The sequence below is a fragment of the Frankia sp. R82 genome, assembly GCF_023716925.1.
GTDB lineage: Bacteria > Actinomycetota > Actinomycetes > Frankiales > Frankiaceae > Frankia.
The window spans coordinates 1-974 of sequence record NZ_JAMQQG010000180.1; the positions used below are offsets into that span (position 1 = coordinate 1).

At 63.6% G+C, this 974-nt stretch carries 1 protein-coding gene; it reads left to right on the top strand.

The genetic code is table 11. The annotated features are described in order from the left end of the window. Nucleotides 1–4 precede the first annotated feature (4 nt). A partial coding sequence (gmd, locus tag ND747_RS16485; RefSeq protein WP_251734491.1) for a GDP-mannose 4,6-dehydratase occupies nt 5–974 on the top strand: 970 nt, incomplete at its 3' end.

Below are 974 nucleotides of genomic sequence, written 5' to 3' on the forward strand. Positions count from 1 at the left end.
CGACGTGCCGCGTGCGCTGATTACCGGGATTACCGGGCAGGACGGGTTGTATCTGGGTGAGTTGTTGACCGCGAAGGGTTATGAGGTGTTCGGGTTGGTTCGGGGGCAGTCGAACCCGAAGGTGGCGGTGGTGGAGCGGGTGGTGCCGGGGGTGGTGTTGTTGGAGGGGGATCTGACGGATCTGTCGTCGTTGATCGGTGCGGTGGAGATCTCGCAGCCGGACGAGGTGTACAACCTGGGGGCGATCTCGTTTGTGGGGTTGTCGTGGAAGCAGGCGGAGTTGACGGGGGAGACGACGGGGATGGGGGTGTTGCGGTTGTTGGAGGCGTTGCGGATCGCCGGTGGTAATGACATGTCTCGGGTGCGGTTCTATCAGGCGTCGTCGTCGGAGATGTTCGGGAAGGTGCGGGAGACGCCGCAGCGGGAGACGACGCCGTTTCATCCGCGGTCGCCGTACGGGGTGGCGAAGACGTTCGGGCATTATTTGACGGTGAACTATCGTGAGTCGTACGGGGCGTTTGCGTGTTCGGGGTTGTTGTTTAATCACGAGTCGCCGCGGCGGGGGATCGAGTTTGTGACGCGGAAGATTTCGCGGGCGGTGGCGCGGATTTCGTTGGGGTTGCAGGACTCGGTGACGTTGGGGAATTTGGAGTCGCGGCGGGACTGGGGTTTTGCGGGGGATTATGTGGAGGCGATGTGGTTGATGTTGCAGGAGGAGTCGCCGGATGACTATGTGGTGGCGACGGGGGTGACGCACAGTATTCGTGAGTTGTTGGATGCGGCGTTCGGGCGGGTGGGGATAGCGGACTGGTCGGGGTTGGTGCGTCAGGATCCGCGGTTTTTCCGGCCGGCGGAGGTGGATGTGCTGGTGGGGGATGCGTCGAAGGCGCGGGAGGTGTTGGGGTGGCGGCCGCGGGTGGGGTTCGAGGAGCTGGTCGCGATGATGGTCGACAACGACCTCGCCCTCGAGTCCG